We start from the raw sequence: 21,406 nt of genomic DNA, 5'->3' as shown, positions 1-21,406 counted from the left end.
GTAATATTTATTCTGCATAGCCGAGATCAATCCTTTCCAAAATCCGGTTTGCCGCGCCGCCCAGCAGCGCGGATAGCGGAAAACCGGTTTTACGGCATCGCTCCGTAAAACCGATTTCCCAAAGCATTTTTATTGTATCCTGTTAAAGCACGGTGAAGAAACCGCCGTCCACATTGATGTCCACACCGTTCAAGTAATCCGATGCACGGGAGGCCAGGAACACCATGGTACCCATCAGGTCGTCCAGCTCGCCCCAGCGCCCGGCTGCAATGCGGTTTGTGATCTTATTGTAAAACGCAGGGTCTTTACGCAGCTCTGCGTTGACCTCGGTAGCGAGGAAGCCGGGGCAGATCGCATTGGTCTGGATGTTGAACCGCCCCAACTCGTTGGCAAAGTTGCGGGTAATGCCGATGACACCGTGCTTAGCCGCGGTATAGGGCGGGCACTTAGCGTCCGAGGTATAGCTGAGCGCGGAACCGATGTTGATGATCTTGCCGCCGCCCTTCGCCTTCATGATGTGCGCCACCTCTTTGGACAGGTAATAGACCGCATTGAAGTCCAGGTTGATGCACATTTCCCAGTATTTATCCGGGTAATCGTCGAAATCGTGGAAAGCGCTCGCGCCCGCGTTGTTGACCAGAATATCGATGCGTCCGTACTGCTTCATGCATTCGTCTACGCAATCCTTGCGGTATGCCTTGTCGGTCAGGTCACCGCGCAGGAAATGCACCTGCCGGCCTTCCTTTTCAATCAGCGCCTTGATTTCGGAAACATCCTCGGTGAAGTGAGGGATAAACAGGTTGGCCCCTGCCTTGGCGAATGCAACCGCATACGCCATCCCAAGGCCCTGGTTTGCACCGGTGACCATAGCGATTTTCCCGTCCAAGCGGAACCAATCCATATTGAACTTATCCAATGGGTTCGACATACTAACTTTCCTTTCTGCGGCAGGCCGCACGATATGAGGGAGGCGGGACGCGCACAGCATCGCGCGCCCCGCAGCGTGCATGGTTCGGTTTATTTTGCAAGGTGCAGCATGCGTTCGAGTGCCTCGACTGTACCGTCGCGATCCATATGGTAGTAGTGGTAAATCGCATCCACCGAGCCGAGCACAGCGAACTCATCCGGCATGCCGACGCGCTTGAAGTTGCCCTTGTAGCTCGATTCGCACAGCACTTCCGCTACCGCGCCGCCCAAGCCGCCGTTGATGGAGTGGTCCTCTACGGTGACGATATTGCCGGTCTTCTGCGCAACGCGCAGGATCGCATCCGTATCGAGCGGCTTGATGGTGTGCATATCCAGGATGCCGATGCTCGCGCCATGCTTTTCCTTCATCGTTTTGGCCGCCATCAGGCATTCATACAGGTTGGAACCGCAGGAGATGATATAAGCGTCCGTGCCCTCCATGGTTTCGATCGCCTTGCCGATGGTCAGTTCATAATCCTCGGCGTAGACGTTGGGCGAGCCTGCACGGTCGATGCGAATGATCATCGGGCCGACAAAATCCATCGACTGGCGGATGAACTTGCAGCACTGGTTGGCGTCCGCCGGCACAACGACCGTCAGGTTCGGGATAGCGCGGTAGAGCGCAAGGTCCGCGATGTCGTTATGGGTCGGGCCGCCGCCCGCGGTCACGCCCGAGTGCGTGCCGATCAAACGGACGTTGACGTCGTTGTAGGCGATGTCCGTGTGGATCTGGTCGGCTGCGCGCAGCGGCAGGAACGGACCAAACACCTGGGAGAACACGGTGCAGCCGGAGAGTGCAAGGCCGGCGGACGCGCCCACCTGATCGGGCTCGGCGATACCGAAGTTAAAGCAGCGCTCGGGGAATTCCTTCAGCAGCTTGCCCGCCGAGGAGGACGGTGCGACATTGTCCGAATAGGTGAAAACGAAATCCTTACCCTCGCAGGCCATCTTGTAAAGCTCCTCGCCGTAGGCTTCACGGGCGTTGGAGAGCATCATATCAAAATCGTACGTTGTTTTCGCTGCCATAAATCATCACGCCTTTCTCATTTTTGCAACGTCTGCGAGCGCAATCTTGAGGTCTTCCTCGCCAATACCGCCGCCGTGCCATTTGTGGTTGCCTTCCATGAAGGAAACGCCCTTGCCCTTTATCGTATTGGAGATAATAAAGGTCGGCTTGGCTTCCTTGGAATAATCGAGCGGGGGCAGCTGGTCGAGCGCTGCGCACACCTGCGCCATATCGTTGCCGTCCTCTATTTCAATGACATTCCAGCCGAACGCGCGCACCTTGTCGGCAACCGGGTCGATATTCATGATCTGGCGGGTGTTGCCGGTCATCTGGAGCTGGTTTTTATCCAGGATACACACCAGGTTGTTGAGCTTGTAATGGCCGCCCGACATCAGCGCTTCCCAGTTGGTGCCTTCGTCGAACTCGCCGTCGCCGATCATGACGATAACGCGGTAGTTTTCCTTGCGGTAGCGCGCTCCGAGCGCATAGCCGACCGCGATCGGCAGGCCATGGCCGAGCGAGCCAGCGGAAACCTCGATCTGCGGGCACTTCTTGCGGTTGGAGTGCATGCCGAACTTGTAGGTATCCAAGCTTTCAAAGTGCTCTACCATGTAGTCCTGCGTATAGGCGCCCTGATCGGAGAAGATCGTATACAGGGTTTCCGAGCAATGGCCCTTGGACAGGATGAAGCGGTCGCGGCCCTCCTTGTGCGGGTCCATCACGTCGTAGTTCAGGTACTTGTAGTACAGCGCGACTGTCATTTCCACGATGGACAGCTCGCCGCCCAGATGTCCCATACCGATGCGGTAAATGAAGTTGAGCAGATTGGAGCGGATGTCTACACACTTGTCCTCCAGCTCCGTGATGGTTTGCAGTTTAACACTCATTTTGTCTCATCCTTTCCGTTTGGCTTATTCGCCTTCAAATTTGTTGCAGCGAATGAGGATCTTGGGGTATTTACTGGTCAGATGCATGGCGAATGCCGCTTCCACGTCGTCAATGTCATACACCTGCTCGTCTGATGTAAACGCGGACAGGTCGACATACTTGAGGTATTCTGCGGTGCGCTCGAAGTTGAAGTGCGCGCAGTACATGCCGGTGACGTTGACCTGGCGCATGTAGGAGTATTCAAACAGGTTGAGCGGCAGTTCGTAATCGGTCGGGAACTGGGCGACATACAGCAGGTTTGCATATTTCGACGTACATTTCAGCACCGTTTCCGCCGCGCTCGGCACCGCCGAGCACTCGATAATGACGTCGTAGCCCAGGCCGTTCGTGATCTCCATGGCCCGCTCGTACACATCTTCGGTGATCGGGTTGATGATATGCTCCACGCCGATCTTTTTTGCCAGCTCGCAGCGGCTTTCAACCGGCTCGGACAGGGTCAGCTCGGCCGCGCCGAATTTGGCCGCCAGCTGTGCGCACAGCTGGCCGATCGGGCCGCCGCCCGAGATCAGCACGCGCTTGCCGACCTGCATGCCCGCCTTGTCCATGGCGCGCACAGCGATGGAGAGCGGCTCCATTAGGCTGCCTTCCCGCAGGCTGACGCCGTCGGGCAGCTTGCAGACCTGGGATTCGTTCCAGACAACGTATTCGGCCATGCACGGCTCGTTGCCGACATCCGTACAGTATTCCGGGTGGCCGATCGAGCACTGGTAGCACTTGCCGCAGTAGCCGAGGAAGTTACCGCCAACCCGGTCGCCGACCTTGAGACCCTTCGCCGTGGCATTCTTGCCCAGCTTTTCGATCACGCCAGACATCTCATGGCCGATGCCGAACGGTGCGTCCTCGGGTTTGTTGAAGCAGCCGTCCACCACATGCGGGTCGCTGCCGCAAATGCCGCAATAGGCTACCTTGATCAGCACTTCGTCGTCCTTCAGCTCCTTGATGGGCATATCGACGATGCCGACTGTGCCGCGGGTTTCCGGGTTCGGGTCCTTCATGTTGCCCACTCGGGTTGCGCATACAACTTTCATAGCTTAATATCTCCTCTCTGTGTTCCAATACGGTTTATTTTGCTGCCTTCTGCGCTTCGCGCGTTTCGTTGCGCCCGGCAATTTCCTTTTGGATCTGGCTGATTTTCTCTTCGTTCAGGTGATAGAACAGGCCGTAGACCAGCATAGCTACCACAACCGCTGCCAGCGGCAGGAGCGTGGTCATCATGCGGATTGCGCTCAGAGTTGCTTCGTTCTGCGCCTGGTTTGCGACATAGCCGGTCGCTTCCAATACCGCAGTCGGCAACGAGCCGCCGATGATCATGGAGAATTTGATGCCCAAGCCGACCAGCGTCATGACAATCGCGGTATAGCGCTTACCGGTTTTCCAGTCGGCGTATTCCACCGGGTCGGTGATGACCGACCAGCAAATGCCCATCAGGATGCCGTAGCCATAGCCGGTGATCGCACGGGAGACCATCATGCCGGTGATGGCGGTGGTCGGCATCAGGTACAGCATCAGGCAGCCGATGCCCGCAATCGCAAGGCCGAACATAACCGTGCCCTTTTTATGCAGGCGCTTGACCAGGAACGGTACGCACGGCACGCCAATAACTGAAAATAGCATCATGATCATGGAAAACCAGGAAAGCATATCGCCGCGGTTTGCGTAATAATTGATGTAGTACGCGCCCATTGTGGACTGTACTTGGCTCATGGTGTAAACGCCCAGGAACAGGATAAAGGTGACGAATACCGGACCAACACGGAACAGAAGGTAAAAGACATCCTTGATGTTGGCCTTGTTGTTCGGGTCAACCGGCTGGGGCGGGATGCGTTCCACGATCTGGCTCGAGCCCCACAGCAGGATGACGACCATGATAATGGCCATGATGATCGTGGTAACCATGTAGCCCTGCGCCAGCGTCATATACTTCGAGAAGAAACCGGACAACTCGGGCAGCATGATTGCGCATACAACGCCGCCGACCTGCGCGAGCGTCATGCGGGTCGATTGCAGGCGGGTGCGCTCGCTCTGGTCGTTTGTCATCAGGGACGCCGCGGAAATGTACGGCTGGATGATAAAGGTGTACAGCATATTCAGCAGGTTATAGGTGACCAGCGCCCAGACGATCTTCAGGCCATAGCTCAGATTCGGGGTAGTATACGTCAGGACAGCAGCCAGGCCGAACGGAACTGCGCCCCAACGGATGTATACCCAGTACTTGCCCTTCTTCGGCTGGAGGCGTTCGCAGATCGTGCCCATCATCGGGTCGTTAATTGCGTCCCAGATACGTGATACCGCAAAAATAATGGCGACATGGCCGGGCTGCAGCCCAAAGATATCAGTGTAAAAATAGCTGATGTATAGCGCAATACACTGGAACACCAGATTCATCGCAAAATCAATCGAGGAATAACCCCATACTTCTTTTTTCGGCAACTTGTAATAGCCAAACTGGGAGGACGTTTTTGCCCAGCTTGCAGGATCCTTGGGATTGTTGTTCATAGCAGACGTTTACCTCCTCTTTTTCTTTTTTTAGACCGCCGTATCTCCCTGCCCTCCTTCCTTCTGCCCTGTGTGATTGTGGCTATATTGTACCGAGAGAATGGCCGGATTGGCAATTCCGAAAAGAGACATATCCACCAACAAACTCGTCTGTTAGATATGTGCATTTTATAGAATATGACAGATGCGTCTCGCTGCTATTGTGTATAAGTCACATAAAATACCGTATTTTCTGTTATTGTTTTAACATTGTGTCAAAAAGGGACATCATTTCAGAAATATCAGTCTTTTTTGAAACATTACTTTGCATAAATCCTGTTTTTTCACAGGGGAAAATATGATAAGATAGATAATAAAAAGTATGTACTCCGCGGATCTGAGGAAAGAGACAGCATATGAAATATCAGCAGAAGCGTTATCCGTTTTATAATCCCAATCTGGTTCGGATGTCGATGGGCACGTTGGACTTTGTGGTCAACTATGCGGACATGCTCGACCAGACCTGTGTGGAATTCCGGCATGTCCATGAATGCTATGAAATTTATTACTGTCTGAGCGGTATGCAGCATTTGATGATCGATGGACACCCCCATACTCTGGTCGGCGGCTCGTTTGCCATCATCCCGCCCGGAATATACCATTACACACAATACGAACCGCTGCTGCTCAAGCAGTATGTGGTGTTTGTGTTCACGCCCCCAACGGTCAATTCGTTGAAAAGCCGCAGCAAAAGCACACAATCCGAGATGGATTTCCTTTCTGCAGCACTCAAGTATTTTGATGAAAACACATATTTCATCTGCAAGGACCGGTATAAATCAGACAAAGTGCTCGCGCGGCTTGATGAGGAAATCAGTAGGGACCTGCCCGGCAAAGGGCAAATGATCAACGCGCTGTATCAGGAATATCTGATAAAGATATTCCGCAACATGGTTTCCACCGGCAAGGAGGAACCGGCAACGGCTAATATGTCCAATATCAACATGGCAGTTGAAATGACAAAATACATGCACGCCAATTACAATAAAAATATTACCGTGCAGGATATTGCGAATGTCTTTTATGTTTCGCCGCGCCATATCAACCGTGTTTTTGAGGAGTATTTTGGACAAAGTTTTAAGCGTACGCTGAATATTTACCGTCTCAACTATGCAAAAAATTATCTGCTCGACACCAATTATCCGGTAGAACGCATTGCCGAACTGGTTGGTTTTTCCTCAGCAAAAACCCTGTACCAGCTTTTTAAAGAACATGAAGGAATGACTGTTTCTGAGTTCCGCGCAAAATGCAGGGAGTCGAAGCCATAACCGTATAGCAGACCTGCTCAACAAGGAGCGGTTTTATTCTTATGAGCCTTGCATAAACCGCGGGATTAACAATAACTTTTCGGCTGCTATCACGCGTAACGCGGCTCAAGCATAGAAAAGGCCACGCACATGACATTGTGCGTGGCCTTTTCTATGCAAACCCGACAAATTTTATTTTCCTATTTACGCGCGGAATAGTGGAATTAAATGGAAGTTGCATCCATGCCCTTATCAGAAATAAGGCAGAAACTGCGGTAGCGGGCAGCTTTGAAGAATACGGTCATGTGCCTGAACCGCAAATCGAAAAAGCCCCGGAAATGTCCGCCCTGCTCGAAGGCATTGCAGCCGGTAAGGCGACCACGCAGATCATCCGCGAGAACCCCAGGCTGGCATTCCGGGTGAATGACATTGATACGCTGCGGCAGACGTTTCTTTCCGAGAAATACGCCGAACAAAACCGGGCGGTAGAAGTACAGTACATCTACGGCGCGACGGGTACGGGTAAGACCCGCGGCATCTACCAAAGGCACGGCGCACGCGACATTTACCGCGTGACCAACTACCGAAGCGGCAAAGGCGTCTCTTTCGACGATTATCACGGGCAGGATTGTGATCGCGTTTGAGGAATCCACCTCGCAGCCCAATCGAGGAAATGCTCAATTTGCTGGATGTTTATCCTCCCATACTACCCGCGCGGTACAGCGACAAGGTCGCGTGCTTTACCAAGGTGTACATCACGTCCAACCTGCCGCTGAACCGGCAATATGAGACGGTGCAGCTCTGTCACCCTGACACATGGAAAGCATTCCTGCGCCGTATTCAGAGCTTTACCGAGTATCGGGAGGAAAAGCCGCCTATTACCCGAATGGAGGTGAATTTTTGAAGATGAACAGCAATAAACGCAGTCTGCTGGAAAAAGAAACGTATCGGAACTACATGCTCCTGATGTTCCGATACGGCCTCAGGGAGATCTGGACAGACCAGCACCGGCTCAAACTGCTTGTGCTCTATCTGCTGGCCGCACTGACCTTCAGCATCGTCCGCCCTTGGGACATTGCGTACAGCGGGCCGGATATGTTCGATGCGATCAGCCGGATCGCGTTCAGCCTCTGCTTCCCGATCCTTGTGTTTGGCGGGCTGGCAGTGCTCATCATATGGGCTGGGACGCCCTCCAAGGCGAAAAGTATCCAGAACACCCTGCATTGGGCTGGTCAACCACGCCGGTGAAGTACCGCTGCTGGTTGCTGTCCGTCAGGATGAAACAGATGATGCACACAGCAACATCACGGTTCTCGAATTTCTCGCCTGCGGCGTCCCCAAATCCGTATGGGAACAGAAAAGCGCGGATATCGAAACCGCGCTGAATGTCCATGTCGCATATATTCAGGAGTGCGACGGCTAGCGCCGCATCCGGCCGTTTACTGTTCCTGACAAAAGCGGCCTGCCCAAGATGCTGCCGTGGAAGGATGTCTATCTGCGTGACGCATTTCCCGCCTGCCGGCTGGTGCTCGGCGAAAGCCTGCTGGGGACAGTCTCGCTCGACCTCAACCTGATCCCGCATGTGCTGCTGGGCGGCGGGACCGGTTCGGGCAAATCCGTTCTCCTCAAGTTGATTTGGCCGCAGCTGGCGCAAACACCCAAACTGCAAGCTAATCCTCGACCGCGACGCTTTGATAGCCTACTTGACAGTGTATCTGAAAAGCTGAAACAGCGCAAGGATCTGCTCGGGAAGGCAGGGTGTACAAATACCTATGAGTATCACCGCCGTGAGACGCTCCCGATGGACTGCATTGTATTTGCGGTAGAAGATTCTGTACAACACGGACGCGAGCGACCGGATTCCGCGCGACGCCCACGTCCGTTTCCTCACGGGTGACGGCCCAGTATTTCAATCCTACTGGTTCGACGACACAAAGGAGGTTTTCTAAAATGGATAAGAGTACATACAGCGCACTCGAGCTTGCGATCCTGCTCGGTGTCAGCCGCAGCGCGGCTTACAACCTGATGCACCGCGCGGATTTCCCGTCCTTTCGCATCGGCAAACGCCTACTGGTAAAGCGGGACAAGCTGATCGAACGGCTGGACGTGCAGGACAAAACAACCCATGGCTACCCTACCTGCTCCCAGACAGTAGCTGCTGATCGAATAAACAATAAATAGGCACACTGCAAACTGAGCTGCCCGAACATGGGCAGCCCTGCTTTTATGCAGAACAAGGAATATTTCATGTTATAGACTTAAATACCTTTTGTTCCTATAACATCAACCGAAACAGCATGTGTCGAAAAGGAGACTACAGTTATAATGGCACGCAAAAAGAAAAAACGAGAAACTGGTAGCGGAACAATTTATAAGCGTCCCGACGGACGGTGGATTGCGCAATATACCTCTATGCCCGATCCTGAAACCGGCAAACTGCTCCGCCATACGATCTACGGCAGGACACAGACACAACAGGAGGTCGCGGAAAGGCTGCGCGCGGCGACTTCAAGCATCGACAACGGCACGTTTCAGGAGCCGAACAAGCTCACGGTTGCCGAATATGCGGAAGAATATATGCAGAGCCATGTTTCCACGCTCGCGCCGTTTACCCAGCGGACGTATGAAAAGAACTTGCGGATTCATATTCTTCCCGCGCTGGGTAAAAAGAAGCTGACAGACCTGACGCATCGGGAAGTGCAGCGGTTCGCCGCGTCGCTTGGCGTGAACGGCAAAGGCTTAGCGCCCAAAACCGTGCATACCGTATTCGGGACGCTTCACGCTCTGTTAGCCGCCGCCCAGCGTGACGAGATCATTATCCGCAACGTCGCCGACAAATGCACCCTGCCTCGCGTTACGCAAAGCCGGGCAAAGGCAATCACTTCCTCGGAACTGTCCCGTTTCCTGAAAGCAGTCGAGGACGACGAGTTTTACAACATCTTTTTCCTCGATATCTTTTCCGGCATGCAACAGTCTGAAATCCTCGGCCTGCGCTGGGATGATATCCTGTGGGGGAAAAACAGCATCGTCATTCGGCAGCAGTTGCAGCAGAAGCATGAACGCGGCTCGTTCAACTACTATCTCACCCCACCAAAAGAAAACAAACAGCGGTGCATTGTACTCGCCGCAAGCGCCATCCGCCTCCTGCGGAAGCAGCACCGCAAGCAGCAGGCGCAAAGGCTGCTCGCTGGTGAGCTGTGGGCTAATGCCTTTGATCTGGTGTTCACCAATGGCTTCGGCCGTCCGCTCAACCATCAGACGGTATATAAGCATATGAAAAAGGCATTGCAATCCTGCGGTATGGAAAACTATACCTTCCATTCGCTTCGTCATTCATTCGCTACAATCTCGATTGAAAATGGCGACGACATCAAAACCGTGCAGACCAACTTGGGCCATTTCGCACCGGCATTCACGCTCAAGACCTATGCCCATGTCAGCAACCAGATGCAGCAGAGCAGCGCCGCCAGAATGGAGGAACTGATCGCCAGTTTGCCGGTGGCAAAATAGCCGCAAACCCGCACTGCGTCTGGCTTTGCAGACCCCATTGCAGTCAAGATTGCAGTATAGATTCTTGAAAACACCGAAAAAGTTCTAATATTCCCACACAAAAGAAAAATCGCACTTTTCCTCCTCAGAAAAGTGCGAAATTTTGGCGGAGACGGAGAGATTTGAACTCTCGCGCCGGTTTCCCGACCTACTCCCTTAGCAGGGGAGCCCCTTCACCAGCTTGGGTACGTCTCCATGTCAAGTTTGTAGCTTCCGCCATCAGGTATTTGGCGGAGCGGGTGGGATTCGAACCCACGCGCCCTTTCGGACAAACGGTTTTCAAGACCGCCTCGTTATGACCACTTCGATACCGCTCCGTAGCTTTGCCCGATAAGCATGATTGATTATACTACATCCATCGGTAAATGTCAATGCTTTTCTCGGCAGAAGCGCAGCTTTCCCACGCTTCTGCCAAAAATCCGTCAGCCTTCCAGCCGTTCCTGCCATTCTGCGGGCTTGAAGCCGGGCAGGGCAAAATCTGCCCCGACCAACAGCGGCCGCTTGACCAGCATGCCATCGGTCGCCAGCAGGGCGAACTGCTCGTCCTCGCTCATGGACGGCAGCTTGTCTTTCAGACCCAACGCCTTATACTGCAGACCGCTTGTATTGAAAAAGCGCTTGAGCGGCAACCCGCTCATCGCGTGCCACTGGCGTAGTTCCTGCTCGGTCGGCTTTTCCTGCTTGATATCACGGAACTGATATTCCACCCCCTTTTCCTCCAGCCACTTCTGCGCTTTCTGGCAGGTGGTGCATTTCGGATAACATACAAACAGCATTCAGGCTACCTCCTTTTCCATTTCCTGATGTCCAGCGGTCAATACAGAAAGTTCCGCCAGCAGCAGCAGCGCCGCTGCCACAGACAGGCCGCTGCGCAGTACCATTTTTGCGGGCCATGCCACGCCATGCACCCCCATTAGCCAAGACAGGCCATAGCCCGCCGCATCCGATACCGCCATCGTGACCGCAATCGCGCCAAAGAACGCCAGCATGGCCGGACGCGGTTTTCCGTACAGCAGCCGCGCCAAATGGTAAAACGCCAGAACCAGCAGGATATCGCCTACCAGTCCAAAGCCGAACGACGGGAGCTTGGGGTCCACGCAGGTCATGCGGTAATTGACGAGCAAATGTAGGCAGCTCCACAACAGGGGAACCAGCGTCAGCAATGCGGAATGGGATGTCATTTCCACGCCCTGCGCTTTCGCCAGGCCAATGCTGCAGAGGCCGGCGAGCACGGTTATGCCCGCGTAGGCAAGCTCCAATGCCTGCGCCCATCCGGCCGCGTCCTCCTCCACCGTAGTCATCGTGAGATAAAGGTATCCCACGCCGCCCAAAACCAGCAGCAGGCCGGAGATGACCGCCATCATCCGGAAACCCACGCCCTGCGTACCCAGCAGCTGCTCAAACGGCGTTTTCCGCTCCGCACGAAGCGGCGCCGCCATGGCCGCATAAGCGGCCGCGCACAGCAGGAAAAAAACAGCGCAGTACCAGACCCATGCGTTGCCGGTCACCGGCAGGCCGTTCCTGCTATCAAAACCGTTCAAAAAATGGAGCGCGCGCGCCACAACGCCGGGTACGCACAACACCACCGCAAAAACGGGCAGAAATTTGGATCGCTTCATTTCATTCCCTCCAGTTTGAACTTTAATATACGCAATAAGTATACCACAATACGGCGGCGTCAGCAAGGAAAGCTGAAAAAACTCCCTTTTAGAACAAGGCTCAAACTCAACGAAATGTCTTTACGCTCTACATATCTAAAAATCTCCAGCATCTCCTCCCTTTCAACTTCTGTTTTCCGGCCTAAGTCTGTCGCGGTCAGCCCTGCGCTTGCAATATGCAGCGAGCCAACCTGTCGGCACCCCATCGCAGTGGTACTTAAACGAACAGGGACGGAAAAATGACAGACGGACCCACAAAGACGAACAGGCCCGTCTGGTTTCCGTATCCGGTCAGTAGCGTTCTGTATTAGGCAACATTTCCGCCTCCTTGCCCGAAAGCTCGGTATTCGCCGGCGTCTGCCGCCGCATGCCGATCTTGAGCAGAATCGGTGTGATCAGCGTGGTTACAATAACGACCAGAACAATCGGCGGGAACATGTTTGCGTCGATCAGGCCCGCCTGCGCGCCCTTCTGCGCCACGATCAACGCGACCTCGCCGCGTGACACCATACCCAGTCCAATTGAAATCGCGTCATAGGTTTGAAAGCCCATCATCCGCGCCCCCAGCCCGCAGCCAATGACCTTGCTCAGAATCGCGACCAGCGTCAGGACGACCGCGAATACCACCAGCCGTCCGGTCAGCCCGCCCAGCTCGGTCTTGATGCCGATGGAGGCGAAAAACAGCGGCGAGAACATCATATAGCTCAGCACATTCAGCTTACTGGCCGCGTATGCGCGCGTATTACTGATATTGCACAGAATCAATCCCGCGAAATATGCGCCTGTGATATCCGCGATGCCGAAAAAGCGCTCTGCTACAAAGCTGAGCAGGAAGCAGAACACCAGCGCATAAATAGCCAGTCGGCGGTGATGCCCCCACAGCTTATCCATTTTGATGAACGCCTTGTGCATGACAATACCGATCAGGCAGAGGAACACGAAAAACGCCGCGATCCGCACAAATACCATCATCGGCTGGACGGTCGGATCGGTAAAGCCCGTCAACACGGTCAGCACGATGATGCCGAGGATGTCATCAAGCACCGCCGCGCCCAAAATGGCCGTACCCACCTTGCTTTTGAGCTTGCCGAGCTCCCGCAGCGTCTCTACCGTGATAGAAACAGAGGTCGCTGTCAGCACGACGCCGGTGAACGCCGCTTTTATCATATTCTGGGTATCCGCCGGATCATTTTCCAGCAGCAGATAACAGGCGACGCCGCCGATAAACGGCACAATCACACCAATCAGCGCAATTACAAAGGATGCCAAGCCCGTGGATTTCAGCTCATCCAGCTCGGTGTCCAAACCAGCGCTGAACATCAGGAGGATCACCCCAATTTCCGCGGTTTTGATCAGAAAATCATTCTCCCCCACCAGTCCCAAGCAGCTTGGTCCCAGAATCACGCCCGCGACCAGTGCGCCCACCACCTGCGGCATATGGACACGCTCTGACGTCAGGCCGAAAATCTTTGTAAATAGCAGGATAATCGCAATGGTCAGGAGGAAATCATAGGACACGAGTCTCCACCCCTCTCAGTCTTAAAAAAACATCTATCTATCATTATAGCGTTTTTTTCAGTTTCATCCAGCCTACCTGTCAAAAAAAAGACAAAAAGATCAACAAAAGAGCTTCTGCATTTTTGTGCAGAAGCTCTTTTGTTCATTCTTCAATCTTGGGCGCGCGATCATGGATGTCCTTGATCTTATGCAGGCCGCTCTGGATCGTCTGATAAATACTGTCCAGATCCTCCGGCGTAACATTGCGCTCCAGAAAGAGCAGCTCTACCGCATGGGAAAACAGGACCATCGCATTAGTCGTATCGAGAAACTTCGGGAAGTTATGAGAATTCTGGGCATTGCGGAACTTCCGGATATCTTTCCGGATGAACTCCACAACCTCCTGCGCGCTGGTAAAATCGCCATGCGAGATCGGGTAGGGCGTCACGCGCTGTAGAAAATAGCGGTCGCGCTTGGTCACGTCAAACACATAGGTGACGCACAGATCCTCCGAAAGCTCAAATTTAGCAATATATAGTATCCCGTTCCTGATCTCCTTGATGGAGGATGCGCCGAGCTGACGCAGGCTGGCATTGATAATATCGCCGGAAAAGCTGCTTGTAATCATATGATCTCCCTCTTTCTCGATCTGTTTTATCTATCAATGAAAACGAACAAGCAGGAATACGGTTGAAATAACGACCGACAGCAGCATTATCGGAAAGCCCACCTTCAGGTAGCTTGCAAACGTAATCGGGTGGCCATGCTTTGCCGAAATGCCCGAAAGGACAACATTTGCCGACGCGCCAATCAGCGTGCCGTTGCCGCCGAGGCAAGCGCCCAGTGACAGCGCCCACCAGAGCGCCGTTACGTCCATTCCTTCCGCCTGCATGGAGAGGATCAGGGGGATCATCGTCGCGACAAATGGAATATTGTCCAGAAACGACGAAAACAATGCCGACCCCCATAGGATCAGGATCATCAGCAGCATAGCGTTGCCGTCAGTCACCGTGACCAAAGCGTTGCCGAGCGCCGTGATCACACCGGTCTGAACCATGCCGCCGACGACAACGAACAGCCCTGTGAAGAACAGGATCGTGGACCATTCCACGCCCAGTACAATTTCCTCAGTCTCCTGACCACCAATCAGTAACATTATTGTAGCACTTGCCAGAGCGATAATGCAAGAGTCCACGCCCAAGGTGGAATGGAAAACAAAGCCCAGCACCACCAGAATAATCATCACAATACTTTTTATCATCAGCGGTCGATCCTTGATCGACTTGTTTTCGTCCAGGCGCATGACCGCCGCCATCTTATCGGCTTCCACCACCATACGGCGCCCGTACATAAAATAGAAACAAACACAGACCGCCGCCATGATAAAGAACACCGCCACACCGGTATTCATAATAAAATCCACAAAGCTCAGCCCTGCCTGCGAGCCGATCATAATATTCGGCGGGTCGCCGATCAGGGTCGCCGTACCGCCGATATTGGATGCCAATATCTGCGTCAGCAGGAACGGCACCGGATTCAGCCCCAGGATACCCGCGATCGAAATTGTCATCGGGCCGACCAGCAGCACGGTCGTCACGTTATCCAGAAACGCGGACAGCACGGCCGTCAGTACTGCAAACAGCAGCATAATCCGCCAAGGGTTGCCTTTTGCGAGCTTTGCCGATTTAATTGCCACATATTCAAATAGGCCGGAGTTTCGCACCACCGCCACGAACAACATCATGCCGATCAGCACGCCGATGGTGTTAAAATCGATATAGCCGACCGCGTCATCCACCGTAAGTACATGTAGGCACACAAGCAGGACGCCGCCCGCCACCGCCGCCACCGTGCGGTGGATTTTTTCCGTCACGATCGCAGCCATGACCGCCAAAAAAACAACGACAGAAAGGATCTGCATAGTGTCCATTTTCTTACCCCCTTCTTATGCGTCGGTTGTCTTTCCCAGCGCACAGCTCTCAATTTTTATTACGACATATTATAGCGCCGTTTTTCTCCATTTTGCAATGTGTATTTTCTCCTGAATTACTCGGAATTCGTGTGAAAGTTTGGTCATTTAGTGACAAAGCATCCCCCCTTTCTTTACGTTTTTTTAACACATCGCCCTTTTGTCCGGTGATGCGCACACGCTTTCCGAGGCGCGGCGTACCCCCTCACCGCAGGCAAAAAAAGACCCCGCTCCGAATGGAGCGGGGTCTTACTTTCGCTTTTAAGTAAGTTAAAAAAACTTAGCCCTGCGAAATCGCGCCTACCGGGCAGGAACCTGCGCAGGAACCGCAATCGATGCAAGCGTCCGCGTTGATCTCGTACTTGCCGTCGCCTTCAGCAATAGCGCCTACCGGACACTCGCCCGCGCAAGAGCCACAGCTAATGCATGCGCCACTGATAACATATGCCATTGGTATTGCACCTCCAAAAGTATTTTACACACTTATTGTAACACAAGATAAGAAAAAATCAACAAAAACAGACGGTTAGTTATCGGTAACTTTTCACACATATATAAAATAGGTGTGATTATCCAAAAAAGTTAGAAAAAATTTGTTTTAACGAGAAATCCTGAGAAAACCCTCTGTTTTCCTATTCTGTTTCTCTACAAAGGTCAAATTTAGTCAGAAAAAATCCTTGCTTTTTCATCAGTCATCTTCTATAATAAAATCAAAGGTCAGGAAAGGTCAAACGAAAATCCCTGGCTTAAGGAGTGACCACCATGAAAATGTCAGATATCATCGCCGACTTTATCGGAGAGATGCTATCAGAGGGCGGCGGCGTGGCGGAGGTGCAGCGCAAAAGCCTGGCGGACCGGTTTTCCTGTGTTCCCAGCCAGATTAATTATGTGATCGAAACGCGCTTCACGCCGGAACACGGCTACTTGGTCGAAAGCCAGCGCGGCGGCGGCGGCTATATCCGCATCGTCCGTCTGCTGGACGATAAGCAGCGCACGCTGCTGGAAGCCGCGCGCGGCATCGGCGGACGGCTGACGCAGAATGACGCGGCCCGCCTGACACGGGCGCTGGTTTCCGCTGAGCTGCTCACCCAGCGCGAGGGACAGCTTCTGCTCTCTGCCTGTTCGGACGGCGCGCTGGCGGAGGTCGAAAAATCCGACCGCGACCGGTTGCGCGCCGCAATCTTCCGATGCGCCGTAATGGGCGTTGCAACCATCTAAATCCTGTAAAAATTTCACGATACACCATCCTCTTTGAAAGGAGAAACGACTTATGAAATGCGAAAAATGCGGCAAGAATGAAGCGACCATGTATTATAAGGAAACTATCAACGGCGTCACGCGCGAGATGCACCTGTGTCCGGAATGCGCGCAGAAAGAAAACCTTGGCGGCACGTTTGAAAACGCGTTCCAATCCATGAACCATTTCTGGAGCGATCCGTTCCATTCGTTCCTTGGCGGCGGCTTCGGCAGCCTGTGGAACGATATGCTCGGCACGGCGGCACCCACCTCCACCCTGCTCGGCACCGAGCGCAAATGCCCGACCTGCGGCATGACCGAAAGCGAGCTGCGGCAGACCGGCCGTGTGGGCTGTCCGGATTGCTACAGCACGTTCGCGGATATCCTGAACCCGTATGTGCGCAAGCTCCACGGCGCGGACCGCCACATTGGCACGGCGCCGGCCGCACCGGAGCAGCCGCAGGCCGATCCGGTCGAAGCCCTGCGCGCGCAGCTCAAGGCGGCGGTGGAAAGCGAGGATTATGAGCAGGCCGCGCGCCTGCGCGACGAGATCCGCAGAATGGAGGGCGAGCAGAAATGAGCCTGTTTTCATTACACGGCGGCTTCACCGGTTTGGCCGCCTCCAGCCGTGTCAGGCTGGCGCGCAACCTCAAGGGGTACCCGTTCCGGCTGACGCCGGCGCAGCACAGCGAGATCGCGGACAAGGTGTTTTCCGCGCTGCGCGGCAACCCTACCATTGGGCCGGAATTCGAAAAAAAGCAGATCATTCCCCGCTCGACCGAAGCGTCCCAGCTCGTCGAGGAGCATCTGATCTCCCCCGAGCTGGCGCGAAACGGCGGATGGCTGATCGTCTCCCGTGATGGCGGCGTGTCCATCATGGTCGGGGAGGAAGACCATCTCCGCTTGCAGGTCATCGGCACGGGCCTGTGTCCCAAGGAGTGCCTGGAAACCGCCAACCGCATCGCGGCGCTGATCGAAGCCACCCTGCCATTCGCCTATGACGAGCGGCTGGGCTACCTGACCGCCTGCCCGACCAATGTCGGCACCGGCCTGCGCGCCTCTATCATGCTGCATCTGCCCATGCTGACCGCCACCGGCGGCATCAACCAGTTGGCCGGCTATGCCGGCAGCCGCGGATGCGCGATACGCGGTGCCTACGGCGAAGGCTCCCAAGCGGTCGGCGGTTTTTATCAGATTTCCAACCAGATCACGCTGGGCGCTTCCGCAGCCGAGCTGACCGATAAACTGGTTGAGACCGCGACCGCGATCATCGACGCGGAAAAGAAGGCGCGCGAACAGGTGCGCAGCCAGAACGAAGCCGCGCTGCGGGACCGCGTCTGCCGCGCCGCCGGCACGCTGCGTTCGGCTTACCTGATCGATACAGGCGAAGCCATCCAATGTATTTCGGACGTACTGGTCGGCCTGCAGATGGGTCTGCTGTCCGGCGTGGAGCCGCAGGTACTTTACGGGCTGGAACAGCGCATCCGGCCGGCCATGCTGACCGGCGCGCCGCAGGAGCGCGACCAGAAGCGCGCCGCCCTGCTGCGCGAGACCGCGCAAAGTCTGCGCTTCGCGTGAGCTTTCCTTATTCACTTTCCATTTCCCACCCCCTGAAAGGAGTGTTGACTTATGTTTTATCAAAACCGTTTCACCGAACGTGCCCAGAAAGCCCTGACGCTGGCGCAGGAAGCCGCCGGCTCTTTCGGCCACAGTTATATCGGCTCGGAGCATCTGCTGCTCGGCCTGCTGCGTGAGGGCGGCGGCCCTGCCGCCAAAGCGCTTGCCGCGGCGGGCGTGACCGAGGATGCACTGGTGAAGCAGATCGAAGACCTGTCCGGCCGCGGCGCGCCCGACAGCGCCGCGCCGCAGGGCATGACCCCGCGCACCAAGCGCATCATCGAGCTGTCGCTGCAGTCTGCGGGCCAGATGGGGACCAATTACGTCGGCACCGAGCACCTGCTGCTCGGCATCCTGCGCGAAGGGCAGAACGTGGCGTTGACCGCGCTGGCCAACCTCAAGGTCACGCCGCAGACGCTGGCAGAAAAGCTGAGCGAGACGCTCGGCGGCGCACAGCAGGGCGGCTTTGCGGAAGCAGGCGCGACTGGCGGCGCTTCGGATAAGGACGCTCTTACCCAGTTCGGCCGCGACCTGACTGCCGCCGCCAGGGAGGGCAAGCTCGATCCGGTCATCGGCCGCGCCAAGGAAATCCAGCGCGTGATCCAGATCCTGTCCCGCCGCACCAAAAATAATCCGGCGTTGATTGGCGATCCGGGCGTTGGCAAGACCGCCGTTGTCGAGGGCCTCGCGCAGAAGATTGTGGCGGGCGACGTGCCGGAAACGCTCAAAAACAAGCGCGTGATCTCGCTCGACCTGACCGGCATGATCGCTGGCACCAAGTACCGCGGCGAGTTCGAGGAGCGCATCAAAAAGGTTATCGAGGAGCTGACCGCCAAGAAAGACACCATCCTGTTTGTCGATGAGATGCACATGCTGATGGGCGCGGGCGCCGCCGAGGGCGCGGCGGACGCGGCAAACATCCTCAAGCCCGCACTATCCCGGGGCGAGGTGCAGGTCATCGGCGCGACCACGCTGGATGAGTACCGTAAAAACATCGAAAAGGACGCCGCGCTCGAGCGCCGCTTCCAGCCCGTGCAGATCGACGAGCCGACGCCGGAGGACGCGGTCGAGATCCTCAAGGGCCTGCGCGACCGGTATGAAGCACACCACCGCATCAAGATACCGGACGAGGCGATCGATGCCGCGGTCAAGCTGTCCGTGCGTTATGTGACCGGCCGCTATCTGCCGGACAAGGCGATCGACGTGATCGATGAGGCATGCTCGCGTGTGCGCCTGTCCACGTTGACCGCGCCGCCCGACCTGAAAGCGCTGGAGGACGAAATCGCCGCCGTCGCCGCGAAAAAGGAGGAGGCTGTCAAGAGCCAGGACTTCGAAAACGCCGCCAAGCTGCGTGATGAAGAAAAGCAAAAGCGCGAAGCGCTCGAAGCACGCAAAAAGGAATGGTCTGAACAGCAGACCAAAACGCACGGCGCGGTCACGGCGGATGATATCGCCGCTGTGATCTCCGGCTGGACAGGTGTCCCCGTCGCCCAGCTTACGGAGGACGAGGGCCAGCGCCTGCTGCACTTGGAGGACACGCTGCACCAGCGCGTGATCGGCCAGGACGAGGCCGTTACCGCGGTCGCAAAGGCCATCCGGCGCAGCCGTGTCGGTCTGCGTGACCCCAAGCGCCCGATCGGCTCGTTCCTGTTCCTCGGCCCCACCGGCGTCGGCAAGACCGAGCTTTCCAAGGCGTTGGCCGAAGCCATGTTCGGCGACGAAAACGCCATGATCCGCATTGATATGTCCGAATATATGGAAAAGCATGCGGTTTCCCGCATGATCGGTTCGCCTCCGGGCTATGTGGGCTACGACGAGGGCGGCCAGCTCTCGGAGAAGGTGCGCCGCCACCCGTACTCGGTCGTGCTGTTCGACGAGATCGAAAAGGCACATCCGGATGTGTTCAATATTCTGCTACAGATTCTGGAGGATGGCGTATTGACGGACGGCCAGGGCCGGCACATTGACTTTAAGAATACCATCATCATCATGACGTCGAACATCGGCGCGCAGAAGATCACAGGCCATACCCGCAAGTCGCTCGGTTTTGCCGCGGACGGCGCGAGCGATGCCGAACGCACCTTCGAACAGATTAGGGAGGATGTGCTCGGTGAGCTGAAGAACGCGGTCCGGCCGGAATTCCTCAACCGTATCGACGACATCATCGTGTTCAACCGCCTGACCGAGGAGGAGATCGCTCAGATTGCGGACGGTATGCTGCGGCAGGTCGCCGAACGCATGCAGGATATGCAGATCGTCATGGACTGGACCGACGCCGCGAAAAAGCATCTTGCCAAGGCCGGCTTCGATCCGATATATGGCGCGCGGCCGCTGCGCCGCGCGGTCACAAACGAGGTGGAGGATCTCGTTGCCGAGCAGTCCCTTGAGGGCCGCATCAAGGCGGGCGACCATGTAACGCTGGACGTCGCGGATGACAGGCTGACGCTGGCGCAGCAGGCTCCTGCCGAATCAAATCCCAGCGAAAGCGCAAAGGACGAATAACCCCTGACTAAAAAATCCCGATCCAATATGGATCGGGATTTTTTTGCGTAAAAACTGCCCTGCGAACCGCTATTGCTGTCTCATCAGCGTTTTTCCACCAAAATAAGCACGATGTTTAACACCCCAAACACAAGCAGGCTGAGAATAACCGATACGCTCCCCATTAAACGACTCCCCCTTTGTTCCTTGCTTATTATATAACATTTTGTTTTATAAATCAATATAACAATTCGTTTTGCGTACACTTGAATATAGCCATTTCTTCTAAAAGAGGAGCAACTATGTACGCACGAATCAGAAATTTACGCGAGGATGCCGACCTGCTGCAAAGGGACATTGCACAAATATTAAACTGCACACAGGTTTGCTACTCCAACTATGAGATGGGGAAACGCGATATCCCCACCGACGTTCTCATTAAGCTGGCGAATTTTTATCATACCAGCGTGGACTATCTGCTCGGAGAAACCGATGTGCGTGCGCCCTACCCCAAAAATCATAAATAAGTAGTAAAAAAGCCCCTGTCCATTGGACAGGGGCTTTCGCTTAAGCTCTGTTTTTTACTTAGCAGCTTTAGCAGCCTTGATAGCGTCGATCATCATGGGAACGACCTTGAACAGGTCGCCGCAGATGCCGTAGTCGGCAACGTCAAAGATCGGCGCGCCATCAGCCTTGT

General features: G+C 55.1%; 23 protein-coding genes, 2 tRNA genes and 1 pseudogene. 12 read left to right on the top strand and 14 right to left on the bottom strand.

Annotated elements, in window-relative coordinates:
- Positions 1 to 142: 142 nt before the first annotated feature.
- The 5 genes from H8S45_RS14645 to H8S45_RS14625 all read right to left on the bottom strand — a co-directional run bounded on the left by H8S45_RS14645 (position 143) and on the right by H8S45_RS14625 (position 5,416).
- The gene (locus H8S45_RS14645; protein ID WP_054328320.1) at positions 143 to 928 is read right to left on the bottom strand and encodes an SDR family oxidoreductase; all 786 of its coding nucleotides are present in this window, start codon (positions 926 to 928) and stop codon (positions 143 to 145) included.
- 89 nt (positions 929 to 1,017) lie between these two features.
- A complete protein-coding gene (locus H8S45_RS14640) occupies positions 1,018 to 1,992 on the bottom strand; it encodes a transketolase family protein (RefSeq protein ID WP_054328321.1) in 975 nt (324 codons plus the stop codon).
- A 6-nt stretch (positions 1,993 to 1,998) separates the two neighbouring features.
- Positions 1,999 to 2,859 (bottom strand): transketolase, encoded by an 861-nt coding sequence (locus H8S45_RS14635; protein ID WP_054328322.1) that lies wholly within the window; start codon positions 2,857 to 2,859, stop codon positions 1,999 to 2,001.
- 24 nt (positions 2,860 to 2,883) lie between these two features.
- Complete coding sequence (locus tag H8S45_RS14630; RefSeq protein ID WP_054328323.1) at positions 2,884 to 3,948, bottom strand: zinc-dependent alcohol dehydrogenase; 1,065 nt, start codon at positions 3,946 to 3,948, stop codon at positions 2,884 to 2,886.
- 34 nt (positions 3,949 to 3,982) lie between these two features.
- Positions 3,983 to 5,416 (bottom strand): MFS transporter, encoded by a 1,434-nt coding sequence (locus tag H8S45_RS14625; protein WP_147574606.1) that lies wholly within the window; start codon positions 5,414 to 5,416, stop codon positions 3,983 to 3,985.
- Positions 5,417 to 5,811: 395 nt separating this feature from the next.
- On the opposite strand from H8S45_RS14625, the gene H8S45_RS14620 reads away from it, so the two are divergent.
- The 7 genes from H8S45_RS14620 (at position 5,812) to H8S45_RS14590 (ending at position 10,212) form a co-directional block, all read left to right on the top strand.
- Positions 5,812 to 6,723: an AraC family transcriptional regulator gene (locus tag H8S45_RS14620; RefSeq protein WP_186950386.1), complete on the top strand. Its 912-nt coding sequence runs from the start codon at positions 5,812 to 5,814 to the stop codon at positions 6,721 to 6,723.
- Between the two features lie 284 nt (positions 6,724 to 7,007).
- Positions 7,008 to 7,346, top strand: a complete 339-nt coding sequence (locus H8S45_RS14615; protein ID WP_186950384.1) for a hypothetical protein — start codon at positions 7,008 to 7,010, stop codon at positions 7,344 to 7,346.
- Positions 7,343 to 7,606: a hypothetical protein gene (locus H8S45_RS14610; RefSeq protein ID WP_147574603.1), complete on the top strand. Its 264-nt coding sequence runs from the start codon at positions 7,343 to 7,345 to the stop codon at positions 7,604 to 7,606. Before H8S45_RS14615 ends, H8S45_RS14610 begins: the two co-directional genes overlap by 4 nt.
- Positions 7,603 to 7,950, top strand: a complete 348-nt coding sequence (locus H8S45_RS14605) for a hypothetical protein (RefSeq protein WP_054328328.1) — start codon at positions 7,603 to 7,605, stop codon at positions 7,948 to 7,950. The genes H8S45_RS14610 and H8S45_RS14605 overlap by 4 nt, the downstream gene beginning before the upstream one ends.
- A gap of 223 nt (positions 7,951 to 8,173) precedes the next feature.
- Positions 8,174 to 8,599 (top strand): hypothetical protein, encoded by a 426-nt coding sequence (locus H8S45_RS14600; RefSeq protein WP_186950382.1) that lies wholly within the window; start codon positions 8,174 to 8,176, stop codon positions 8,597 to 8,599.
- 53 nt (positions 8,600 to 8,652) lie between these two features.
- Complete coding sequence (locus H8S45_RS14595) at positions 8,653 to 8,883, top strand: helix-turn-helix domain-containing protein (protein ID WP_054328329.1); 231 nt, start codon at positions 8,653 to 8,655, stop codon at positions 8,881 to 8,883.
- Between the two features lie 144 nt (positions 8,884 to 9,027).
- Complete coding sequence (locus tag H8S45_RS14590; RefSeq protein WP_054328330.1) at positions 9,028 to 10,212, top strand: tyrosine-type recombinase/integrase; 1,185 nt, start codon at positions 9,028 to 9,030, stop codon at positions 10,210 to 10,212.
- A 143-nt stretch (positions 10,213 to 10,355) separates the two neighbouring features.
- Here H8S45_RS14590 and H8S45_RS14585 read toward each other — a convergent pair.
- The 8 genes from H8S45_RS14585 to H8S45_RS14550 all read right to left on the bottom strand — a co-directional run bounded on the left by H8S45_RS14585 (position 10,356) and on the right by H8S45_RS14550 (position 15,826).
- Positions 10,356 to 10,446, bottom strand: a tRNA-Ser gene (locus tag H8S45_RS14585).
- A gap of 33 nt (positions 10,447 to 10,479) precedes the next feature.
- A tRNA-Ser gene (locus H8S45_RS14580) sits at positions 10,480 to 10,568 on the bottom strand.
- 105 nt (positions 10,569 to 10,673) lie between these two features.
- On the bottom strand, positions 10,674 to 11,027 hold the full coding sequence (locus H8S45_RS14575) for an arsenate reductase family protein (RefSeq protein ID WP_054328331.1): 354 nt from the start codon (positions 11,025 to 11,027) through the stop codon (positions 10,674 to 10,676).
- Positions 11,028 to 11,870, bottom strand: a complete 843-nt coding sequence (locus H8S45_RS14570; protein ID WP_147574602.1) for a hypothetical protein — start codon at positions 11,868 to 11,870, stop codon at positions 11,028 to 11,030.
- Positions 11,871 to 12,200: 330 nt separating this feature from the next.
- Positions 12,201 to 13,427, bottom strand: a complete 1,227-nt coding sequence (locus tag H8S45_RS14565) for a cation:proton antiporter (protein ID WP_054328333.1) — start codon at positions 13,425 to 13,427, stop codon at positions 12,201 to 12,203.
- A 142-nt stretch (positions 13,428 to 13,569) separates the two neighbouring features.
- On the bottom strand, positions 13,570 to 14,034 hold the full coding sequence (locus H8S45_RS14560) for a hypothetical protein (RefSeq protein WP_054328334.1): 465 nt from the start codon (positions 14,032 to 14,034) through the stop codon (positions 13,570 to 13,572).
- 33 nt (positions 14,035 to 14,067) lie between these two features.
- The gene (locus tag H8S45_RS14555; protein ID WP_054328335.1) at positions 14,068 to 15,336 is read right to left on the bottom strand and encodes an ArsB/NhaD family transporter; all 1,269 of its coding nucleotides are present in this window, start codon (positions 15,334 to 15,336) and stop codon (positions 14,068 to 14,070) included.
- Positions 15,337 to 15,655: 319 nt separating this feature from the next.
- Positions 15,656 to 15,826, bottom strand: coding sequence for a DUF362 domain-containing protein (locus H8S45_RS14550; RefSeq protein ID WP_054328336.1), 171 nt, complete (start codon positions 15,824 to 15,826; stop codon positions 15,656 to 15,658).
- 311 nt (positions 15,827 to 16,137) lie between these two features.
- On the opposite strand from H8S45_RS14550, the gene H8S45_RS14545 reads away from it, so the two are divergent.
- The 5 genes from H8S45_RS14545 to H8S45_RS14525 all read left to right on the top strand — a co-directional run bounded on the left by H8S45_RS14545 (position 16,138) and on the right by H8S45_RS14525 (position 21,236).
- Positions 16,138 to 16,593, top strand: a complete 456-nt coding sequence (locus tag H8S45_RS14545; protein WP_054328337.1) for a CtsR family transcriptional regulator — start codon at positions 16,138 to 16,140, stop codon at positions 16,591 to 16,593.
- A 52-nt stretch (positions 16,594 to 16,645) separates the two neighbouring features.
- Positions 16,646 to 17,191 (top strand): UvrB/UvrC motif-containing protein, encoded by a 546-nt coding sequence (locus H8S45_RS14540; protein ID WP_054328338.1) that lies wholly within the window; start codon positions 16,646 to 16,648, stop codon positions 17,189 to 17,191.
- Positions 17,188 to 18,189: an ATP--guanido phosphotransferase gene (locus H8S45_RS14535; protein ID WP_107631106.1), complete on the top strand. Its 1,002-nt coding sequence runs from the start codon at positions 17,188 to 17,190 to the stop codon at positions 18,187 to 18,189. The genes H8S45_RS14540 and H8S45_RS14535 overlap by 4 nt, the downstream gene beginning before the upstream one ends.
- 51 nt (positions 18,190 to 18,240) lie before the next feature.
- On the top strand, positions 18,241 to 20,730 hold the full coding sequence (locus H8S45_RS14530) for an ATP-dependent Clp protease ATP-binding subunit (protein ID WP_054328341.1): 2,490 nt from the start codon (positions 18,241 to 18,243) through the stop codon (positions 20,728 to 20,730).
- Positions 20,731 to 21,011: 281 nt separating this feature from the next.
- A complete protein-coding gene (locus H8S45_RS14525) occupies positions 21,012 to 21,236 on the top strand; it encodes a helix-turn-helix domain-containing protein (RefSeq protein WP_054328342.1) in 225 nt (74 codons plus the stop codon).
- 54 nt (positions 21,237 to 21,290) lie between these two features.
- Here the strand turns inward: H8S45_RS14525 and H8S45_RS16455 are convergent.
- A pseudogene (locus H8S45_RS16455) lies at positions 21,291 to 21,406 on the bottom strand (acryloyl-CoA reductase electron transfer subunit beta); the annotation flags it as partial.

The organism is Agathobaculum faecis, from assembly GCF_014287995.1.
GTDB classification, from domain to species: domain Bacteria; phylum Bacillota; class Clostridia; order Oscillospirales; family Butyricicoccaceae; genus Agathobaculum; species Agathobaculum ammoniilyticum.
The sequence above is the reverse complement of the archived record's forward strand: the minus strand, read 5'-3'. Positions and strand labels throughout refer to the sequence as shown.